General features: G+C 75.0%; 9 protein-coding genes. 4 read left to right on the plus strand and 5 right to left on the minus strand.

Annotated features, from left to right (window positions below; translation table 11 throughout):
* Positions 1 to 91: 91 nt before the first annotated feature.
* The gene (locus ABTY40_RS30570) at positions 92 to 583 is read right to left on the minus strand and encodes a cupin domain-containing protein (RefSeq protein WP_352062484.1); all 492 of its coding nucleotides are present in this window, start codon (positions 581 to 583) and stop codon (positions 92 to 94) included.
* A gap of 114 nt (positions 584 to 697) precedes the next feature.
* On the opposite strand from ABTY40_RS30570, the gene ABTY40_RS30575 reads away from it, so the two are divergent.
* On the plus strand, positions 698 to 1,594 hold the full coding sequence (locus ABTY40_RS30575; protein WP_352062485.1) for a LysR family transcriptional regulator: 897 nt from the start codon (positions 698 to 700) through the stop codon (positions 1,592 to 1,594).
* Here the strand turns inward: ABTY40_RS30575 and ABTY40_RS30580 are convergent.
* Positions 1,566 to 2,774, minus strand: a complete 1,209-nt coding sequence (locus ABTY40_RS30580) for an MFS transporter (RefSeq protein WP_352062486.1) — start codon at positions 2,772 to 2,774, stop codon at positions 1,566 to 1,568. The two genes, ABTY40_RS30575 and ABTY40_RS30580, sit on opposite strands and share 29 nt — an antisense overlap.
* 56 nt (positions 2,775 to 2,830) lie before the next feature.
* On the opposite strand from ABTY40_RS30580, the gene ABTY40_RS30585 reads away from it, so the two are divergent.
* Together ABTY40_RS30585 and ABTY40_RS30590 are read left to right on the plus strand one after the other, a co-directional pair.
* On the plus strand, positions 2,831 to 3,403 hold the full coding sequence (locus ABTY40_RS30585) for a CGNR zinc finger domain-containing protein (protein ID WP_352062487.1): 573 nt from the start codon (positions 2,831 to 2,833) through the stop codon (positions 3,401 to 3,403).
* 107 nt (positions 3,404 to 3,510) lie between these two features.
* Entirely contained in the window at positions 3,511 to 4,068 is a 558-nt protein-coding gene (locus tag ABTY40_RS30590; RefSeq protein ID WP_352062488.1) for a precorrin-3B C(17)-methyltransferase, read from the plus strand.
* 88 nt (positions 4,069 to 4,156) lie between these two features.
* Here the strand turns inward: ABTY40_RS30590 and sigJ are convergent, their stop codons facing one another.
* The gene (sigJ, locus tag ABTY40_RS30595; protein ID WP_352062489.1) at positions 4,157 to 5,098 is read right to left on the minus strand and encodes an RNA polymerase sigma factor SigJ; all 942 of its coding nucleotides are present in this window, start codon (positions 5,096 to 5,098) and stop codon (positions 4,157 to 4,159) included.
* Between the two features lie 207 nt (positions 5,099 to 5,305).
* Here sigJ and ABTY40_RS30600 point away from each other — a divergent pair, with 207 nt between their 5' ends.
* Entirely contained in the window at positions 5,306 to 5,752 is a 447-nt protein-coding gene (locus ABTY40_RS30600) for a YybH family protein (protein ID WP_352062490.1), read from the plus strand.
* A gap of 104 nt (positions 5,753 to 5,856) precedes the next feature.
* Here the strand turns inward: ABTY40_RS30600 and ABTY40_RS30605 are convergent, their stop codons facing one another.
* A complete protein-coding gene (locus ABTY40_RS30605) occupies positions 5,857 to 6,897 on the minus strand; it encodes a vWA domain-containing protein (RefSeq protein WP_352062491.1) in 1,041 nt (346 codons plus the stop codon).
* Between the two features lie 197 nt (positions 6,898 to 7,094).
* On the minus strand, positions 7,095 to 8,357 hold the full coding sequence (locus tag ABTY40_RS30610; protein WP_352062492.1) for a cation:proton antiporter: 1,263 nt from the start codon (positions 8,355 to 8,357) through the stop codon (positions 7,095 to 7,097).
* Positions 8,358 to 8,847 lie beyond the last annotated feature (490 nt).

Consider the following 8,847-nt stretch of genomic DNA (forward strand, 5'->3'; position numbering starts at 1 on the left):
TCCTCCACACCTACAACCACCACCGCTGCCACACCGCACTCAGCGGACACCCGCCCATCACCCGCGTCAACAACGCTGCGGGTCAATACACCTAGTCCTCCGGCGGCAGGAAGTGCACGTCGTACAGTTCCTGCGCCGGCAGGAGGCTGTCGAAGGACTCCTCGCCGCGCTGGATCCGTCCGAGGGCGCGGAAGTAGTCGAAGCGGTCGACCCCCGGGGTGAGGACGGCGACGAGGTCGGCGGGGGAGCCGGGCGCGGCGCCGAAGGAGTGCGGCACGCCGGGCGGGACGCAGATCAGACCGCCGGTGGTGACGGTGGTCGTGCGCCCGGCGGCGGTGAACCGCAGGGCGCCGCCGAGGACGAGGAACAGTTCCGTGGACAGCTCGTGGCGGTGCGGCCGGGCGCCCGTCGCGCCGGGGCCGAGGGTCAGCCGGTTCACGCCGAGGGCGCCACCGGTGTCCGAGGCGTCGGCCAGGAGCAGAAAGGCGCCGCCGTGCGGCAGCGGCACCCGCTCGGCGTCCTCCGCCCGCACGATCAGCGGGGCGGCGCTACCGGGGCGGAGGGAGCGGTGGGACACGGTCATGGTCTCTCCTGTCGTGGACTCGCCACCATTCGAGCCCGGGAAGAAGCCCCGTACCACCGCCGGTTGGCGAAGACAGTGATCACGGATCGTGATGAATCGGGAGGGTGAGGGGCCGTGGAGCTCAGACAGCTGCGGTACTTCGTGGCCGTCGCCGACGCGGGCGGCTTCGGCGCCGCCGCCGAGCGGCTGACGATCGTCCAGTCCGCCGTCAGCCAGCAGGTCCGCCGGCTCGAACGCGAGCTGGGTGTGGTCCTCTTCGAACGGACGACCCGCCGCGTCCGCCTCTCCGCCGCCGGGGAACGCCTGCTCCCCGAGGCCCGCGCCGTCCTCGCGGCCGCCGACCGCACCGCCCGGATCGCCGCCGACATCGTGGCCGGCGCGGACGGGGTGCTGCGGCTCGGCGTGGTCCACGCGCCGGGCGACCGGATCCCCCGCCTCCTCGCCGGACTCGCCGCGCACGCCCCGGACGTGCAGGTCCGGCTGCGCCGTCTGCCGGTCACCGAACGCCTCGCGGCCGTACGGGAAGGAGAGCTGGACGCCGCTCTCGTACGGGCCCTGCCGGCCGCCCCCGGCCTCGAACTGCTCCCCCTCTGGCAGGACCCGCTCCTCGTGGCCCTGCCCGCCGGCCACCCCCTCGCCGCCCGCGACACCCTCCGCCCGGAGGACCTGGCCGGACTCCCGCTGCGGCTCGCCCCCCGGGACGGCAACCCGCCCTTCCACGACCTGGTCACGGACGCCCTCCGGGCCGCCGGTCCCGCCCCGCCGCCCGCTCCGCCGTTCACGGACCTGCACGGCACCCTGGCGGCGATCGGCACCTCGCCGGAACCGTCATGGACCGTCTTCTACGAGGTACGCGAGCCGCCCCGGCTGCCCGGCGTCACGGTGCGCCCCCTCGCCGGGCCGCCGGTCACCACCTCCCTGGCGGTCCGCCCCGGCCCGCCAGGTCCGGCCCTGCGCCACCTCCTGAGCGCCCTGCGCACCCTCACCGCCCCACCGGAGGACGACCCCTGACGCACGCCCGACGGGTGCACCGGACCGCGAGGGACACCACGGCGGCGAGGACCGACACCCCGGTCGCCACCACCAGGGCACCCGGCAGGGACCAGGACGCGACCGGCCCCGCGAGCGCGGCGCCCAGGGCGAACCCGGTGATCTTCAGGCTGGCCCCGGTGGTGAAGACCCGACCGCGCAGACCGTCCGGGGCCTCCCGGTGCCGGATCGCGAACAAGGCGGCCAGCTGCGGTCCTTCGCCCACCCCGGCCAGGAGGAAGGCCGCCACCAGGGCGGCGGGGTGCGGCCACAGAGCCAGGGCCGAGGAGGCGGCCAGCACGAGCGCACTCGCCCCCATGACCGTCTCCGGGGGAAGCGCGCGGGGGAACCGCGCGAGCACGGCCGTGGCCGCCAGGGCCGTGACCGCCGCACAGGACAGCAGCATCGCACCCCGCCCGGCCCCGCCCAGGACCCGCGTCCCCAGCAGCGGGACGCACACCGTCACCATCCCCTGGGCGACGGCGGAGACGATTGAGGTCAGCGTGGCCCGGGCCAGCGCGGGCCTTCCCGCGATCACCCGCACCACGCAGGCCGGAGCCGCGCCCGACGGCGCGGGCCGAGGGCCGCGTACGCCGGCGGTACGGGCGGGCAGCGTCCAGGCGGCGGGCAGGGCCAGGGCGACCAGCACCGCCGAGAGCACCACGGCGGCGGGTGCCCCCAGGAGTTCCGCCGCCCCGCCCGCGAGGACGGGTCCCGCCAGGCCCGCAACGCCGAATGTCATGGCGTCGAGCGCGTTCGCGCGGTCCAGGCCCTCCCCGCCACCCACCGCGCGGGGCAGTTGAGCCGTCCACCCGCCCGACAGCGCGGGCCCCACCAGGCCCGTCACCACGGCCATCGCCAGGATCACGGAGAAGGGCAGTCGGCCGAGCGCCCCGGCGATCAGGACAAGGCCCGCCGCGTACCCGGCGAGGGCTCCCGCCAGCAGACGACCGGGCCGGTCCGACCGGTCGAGGAGGGCCCCGAGGGCCGGCCCGCCCAACGCCGCGGCGACCGCGCTCGCCGCGAGCAGGGAGGACGCCTCGACGGCCGTCCCGGTCAGGGCGAGCCCCGCGAGGAGGAGGGCGGGCCCCGACATCTCGTCCCCGACCCGGGCGGTCACCGCTCCCGCGAGATGGACCCGTAATCCGTAACGCTTCGTCATGGCCGGGACGTTACGGAGGTAACGGAAACCTCCACAAGGTGCGTTACATTCCCCGGGTGTCCTTCACCGAAGACCGCTCCGCCCGGCACTCCGTCCTCGCCACGGCCCGGCGGACCGCCGACCTGATCAACGCCCTCACGGGCGACGGCGCCCCCGGCCCCGAGGAGATCGCCGCCCTCCTGCGCGCCCACGGCGAGACCGACCCCCTCGACCTCACCCCCGGGGACGTCGCGGGCATGCGACAGGCCGCCGCCCGGCTGCGGGAGGTCTTCGCCGCCGAGGACACCGACACGGCCGCGACCGTCCTCAACCTTCTCCTGAGGGACCACACCGGCCCCCTCCGCCTCACCTCGCACGGCGGAGACACCCCCTGGCACCCGCACCTGGACAGCGACGACGACGCCCCCTGGGACGAGTGGTTCCTCGCCTCGTCCTGCATGGCCCTGGCCGTCCTGGTCTGGGACCGGCGGCGGCCACCCGGCGGCGTCTGCGCGTCCCCCCGCTGCCCGAACGTCTTCCTGGCCCAGGGCAGCGGTGCGGAACGCCGCTACTGCTCCCGGCGCTGCGCCACCCGTGAACGCGTCGCCGCCCACCGCCGCGCCCACACCGAGGCGCCTCCCACGGCATGAGCCGCGGGCCCGCCGACGCGGGGGAGGGGCGCCGGGCCGACCGGCCGGAATCGGCCATCCTTCCGGCCGTCGTCGCCGGGGCGCCGCCGAGGGCGCAGGATGATCACATGAGCCGTCCCACGCCGCGCACCGCCACCGGCGCCCTCCTTCTGGCCGGGCTCGTCCTCCTCGGCGGATGCGCCGATCCCGCCGACGACCCGAGGACACCGCCGGCCGCGTCGGCCCCGGAGAACATGCGGTACTGCCCGGCCCCCATGGAGCCGCCCCTCGCCCCGGGCACGCCCTGCATCTCGCAGGACCCGGACCAGAAGTACGCGGAGAACCACGGCTACCGGCGCCAGACGGAGCTCACCCCGCAGGAGCGCGCCGGTGCGCAGGGTGCGGCCGAGCGCCTCGGTCGCACCCTGCGCGGCCTGGCCGCGAAGCCCGCCGGTGAGGACGAGATCCGGGCCGCCGCCGCTGCCGCCCTCGGACTCTCCCCGCAGGACGTCGAGTACCGGGCGGGCGCCCCGGGCCCCGGCGGCCTGCCCCGCGACATCGCCCTCGGCGGCGGCACCGGCAAGGTCTGCGTCAACGGCCTCATCGGCACGGATGGCACCGCCACCGCCGAAGTCACCGGACGGACCCTGGACGGCACCTGCCTCCCGGGCCTGGGCGGCCACTGACCGGAGCCGGTGCCGGACGCCCCCTCGGCACTCCGGTCACCGGCCGTCGGGGCGAGGCGGACCGCCGGGGGCACGGACACACCGTTCCCTAGGGAGCCGTCCCCTCGGTCCACGGCCGCAGCTTCTCCGGGTTGAGCACCGCCCAGATGTGCCGGATCCGGCCGTCCACGATCTCGAAGGCGTACACCGACCGGACGACAGCGTCCAGACGCGCCACCAGCCCCGGCTGGCCGTTGACCACGCACTCGTCGAGCGTCAGCCCGTCCGGCAGGACGCGCGTGGCGAAGAAGTGGGCGATCCGCTCCGCGCCCTCGACCGGACGGAGCGCGGCCGTGACGAGCCCGCCGCCGTCGCCCACGACGGTCGCGGCCGGATCCAGCAGACCGACCAGCGACGCGATGTCCCCCGCCTCCCAGGCCCGCTTGAACCTCCCGATGACCCGGGCCTGCTGGACCGTCGGCGCCGCCGGCGCCCGCGCGGCGCGCACACGGCGGCGCGCCGAGGACGCCAGCTGCCGGCAGGCCGCGGGGCTGCGGCCGACGATCTCCGCCACCTCGCCGAACGAGTAGCGGAAGACGTCGTGCAGCACGAACGCGACCCGTTCGGCCGGTGTCATCGACTCCAGCACGACGAGGAAGGCCATGCTCACCGACTCGTCGAGCGTGATCCGGTCGGCGGGATCGGCCGCACCGCCCGGCAACGGCCCGCCGAGCCAGTCGGTGTCCGCGGGCACCGGCTCCGGCACCCATTCCCCCACGTACCTCTCCCGCCGGGCCCGCGCCGAGCGGAGCACGTCGAGACAGATGCGCCCGGCGACCCTGGTGAGCCAGCCGCCGGGCGAGGCGACGGCACCCCGCCGCTCCGGGGACAGCGCGTACCAGCGGGCGTAGGTCTCCTGGACCACGTCCTCCGCCTCCGCCACCGACCCCAGCATCCGGTAGGCGAGGTTGATCAACTGCCGCCGCTCACCGGTGATCGCGCTCAGCGGCGGGTCCTGCGGGCCGCCTGCCGTCTCGGCCGGAGTGGTCATGTGTCGCTGCTCCCTCGCTCGGATGATCTCCCACCCTCTACGACGGGACGGGCCCCGGAGATGTGAGGCGGCACCGGCACCTCACATCTCCGGGGCCCGTCCCGTCGTACTCCTCGACGGACCGGAACGCGGCGCCGGCGGCAGCGGCCGCCCGGGCCGCCCCGGCCCCCGAGGACACACCGCATTACCGACGCGAAGGAGTACGCCATGACGACCACCAGCGACGAGACCGGGATCCGCGCCTTTCTCGCCCGCCGCACCGAGGCCCAGCAGACGAAGGACATCGACCGCCTGATGGCCTGCTACGCGCCCGACGCCGTCTACTACGACGTCGTCCCGCCGCTCCGGTTCACCGGCACGGATGAGATACGCCGCAACTTCCTGCGCTGGTTCGACGGCTATGTCGGCCCGATCCGCCTGGAGACGCACGACATGCACCTCGTGACGAGCGGGGACCTCGCCGTCGCCCACATGCTGCACCGCGACACGGGGGAGCGGAAGGGCGGCCTCCAGGCCTCGGTCTGGGTGCGGGAAACCGTTTGCCTGCGCCGGACGGACGGCACCTGGGCCGTCACGCACGAACACGTCTCGATCCCGATCGACCCGGCGACCTTCCAGGTGTGGCTCCCCGCGGACAAGGACCAGCCCGCGTGACCCACCCCCACCACCGCCCGGCCGTCACCGGGGACTGAACACCGCCCCGGCCCTCTCGGTGGAGCCGGCGGGCCCGCGCCCGCCGGCACTCCCCGCACCGGTCGTCAGCTCATGACCAGCAGCCGGGTGTTCGGCACGAGCTTCCGGTTCACGCTGGTGCTCTGCACGAAGATCGTGAACTCGTCGTTGTGGTCCGGCCGCACCCGCACCTCCACATCGGGCAGCCCCAGCAGGGTGCGCGCCTCCGGCCCGGTGAATATCCGGTCCGTCTTCTTCTCCAGGACCGCGATCCGCTTGCGCGCCTGCACCTTCTCCGACTTGCTCAGCTGGTAGAACGCGCAGCCCGTGCGGTACTCGAGCCCCGACTCGACCACCCGGTCCCGGATCGTCCCGTCACGCGTCACGTCGAGCAGCCGGTACTCCGACGGCTGCACCGGCGTGAGACCGGCCGCCTTGATGGTGTCCTTGTTGACGGCTTCCGCGCCCGTCGAGAACACCGCCCGCGAGCCGCGGATGCCCTTCGTGCGGCCCACCATGAACTTCTCGGTGGCCTCCTGGATGACCTGCCCGGCCTCCTCCAGACCCTGTGTGCTGGTGGCGTCCCAGATGGCGATGTTGTCCTTCGGGAAGCCGCACCGCATGGCCTCGTGCCTGCCCATCTGATCCGGCACGAGCACGGCCAGCGTCCAGTTGTCCTTCTGCGTCTCGATCATCCCGGCCACCGCCCGGGCCAGCTCCTTCGGATCCCGCGTGGGGGCGTCGGGCGAGCGGTGGCTCGCGTTCTCCTGCCCGTCCGTCAGAACGAACGTCAGGAAGCTGTGGTCGCCGTACAGCTGCGCCGTGAGCGCCAGCTCCCGCTGCGACTTCAGCGCGGCCGCCAGCAGCGCCGTCATCCCCCCGACGCGGTACAGCTGCTTCAGGGACGGCATGCGCAGCACGTCCTTGTCGTAGATGACGCACTCCACCTTGTCGGCGAAGACGTACACCGTGACCCGCGTCTCCTGGTCCAACTCGCGCGACCGGCGTGCCAGATACGCGATCTGCTGGTCGGCGACCTCGACGACCTTCCCGCTCAGATGCGACATGGACGAACTGGCGTCCAGCACGAGTGCGACGTGGTTGATGTAGTTCTGGTTTCCGGCCATGACGGGCTCCCCCTCGTTCGGGCTCGACGTGTTCCCACGCTCTCACCCGCCACTGACAATCGATCACGACCGCGCCCCGGCCCCCGACCGCGCCCCGGCCCCCGACCGCGCCCCGGCCCCCGACCGCGCGCGGACAGGGGCCGGGGTCCGGCGGGGCCGGTCCGAGGGGCCGGCGGGACGACGGCGGGCTCCCGCTCCTACTGCCGTCCCGCGTCGCGCAGCCGGTCCAGGCGGCGGATGACCGGGGTGGCGGCGGCGCCGTGCAGCAGCACGGAGAGCAGGACCGTGAAGCCGACGACCGCCCACAGCTCACGGGCGTACGGCGCGAAGGCGTCGGTGTGGCCGAGGGCGTACGCCAGATAGAAGATCGAGCCGATCCCGCGGATCCCGAAGAGGGCCGTGACCAGGCGCTCGCGCCGCGCCACCGGCATGCCGAGCTGGCAGAGCCACCCGGCCAGGGGCCGCAGCACCACGACGAGGAGGACCGCCACCACGGCCCCCCGCCAGGACAGCTCGGCCAGGCCTTCGGACACGAGGTAGCCGCCGAGGAGGAACAGCAGGAAGACGGTGATCAGCCGCTCGACCTGCTCGGTGAACTCGTGCAGGACCCGGTGGTAACCGTGGCTGTGCTCGGCGGCCCGCACGGTGCACGCGGTGACGAAGACCGCGAGGAACCCGTAGCCGCCCGCCAGCTCCGTCACCCCGTACGCGAAGAAGGTGGCACCGAGCGCGACGAACCCCTCCATGTGCTCCGACAGCCGCAGCCACCGCTGCGGGGCGCGGAAGAACATCAGGCCGAGCAGCCGCCCGACGAGGATGCCCAGGGCCACGCCGACGCCGATGCGCACGAGGACGTCCACGAGGAACCACCGGCCGAGCCACCCCCAGGACCCGCCGTCCTGCCCGGCCGCCGCCGCGAGGGCGACGGCGCCCAGGACGAACGGAAAGGCCAGCCCGTCGTTGAGCCCCGCCTCGGCCGTGAGCGTGAAGCGGACCTCGTCCTCGTCGTCCTTCTCGTCGGTCGGCTCACCCACCCGCACCTCCGCCGCGAGGACCGGGTCCGTCGGCGACAGCACCGCCGCCAGCAGCAGCGCGGGCGCGAGCGGCCACGCGAGCAGTGGCGCGGCCGTGGCGGCGGCGAAGGCGATGGTCAGCGGCAGCCCGATGCCGAGGAGCCGCCACGGGCCGCGCCAGCGCCGCAGCCCCACGGGGCGGTTGAGGGCGAGCCCCGCGCCCATGAGCGAGACGATCACGCACACTTCCGTGGCGTGCTCGACCCACAGACGGTCGTCCACGGGGTCCACCACGGGTATGCCCCACGGCAGCAGGGCCGCGAGGGCGCCCGCCGCGACGAACACCATGGGCATGGACAGGGGACGCCGGAACACCAGGCGCGGCACCACCGCCGCGCCCAGGGCGCCGACGCCCAGGGCGAGGTACACAGCGTCGGAGAGAGTCACCGGACCGCTCCTGCCCGCCCCCGGGCCGACCATGCGTCCTCACCTTCGGGTACGGCCCCCGGCCGAGCGGCGGACCCGCGTGAGTGCCCGCCGCGCGGGCGGGTAGGCGAGGCTTCGACATGGAGTCCCCGGCGCCATGGAAGGAGGATCCATGAGTACGCCCCCGAACGATCCCGTCCCGCCGAACCCGACGCCCCCGCCCGGCCCCGGTCCCGGCCCCGAGCCGGGCCCACTGCCCGGACCGGGCCCCGGCCCCGGCGGTCCCGATCCCGTCCCGCCGGCCCCGCCGCAGCCCGAACCGGACCCGCCGTCCCCGGGCCCGGCCCCGGAGCCGTTCCCGCAGCCGGGCCCCCTGCCCCCACCGGGCCCGGGCCCGGAACCGGTGACCTGACGTACGACGAGAGGGGGGGGGGGGGCCCGCCCCCCCCGGGGGGGCGGGCCCCGCCGCGGGGGTGCCGGGGCGCCGGGGGGAGGGGGGGGTCTGGGCGCC

This window comes from Streptomyces sp. NPDC126503 (assembly GCF_040302405.1).
GTDB classification, from domain to species: Bacteria; Actinomycetota; Actinomycetes; order Streptomycetales; family Streptomycetaceae; genus Streptomyces; species Streptomyces gulbargensis.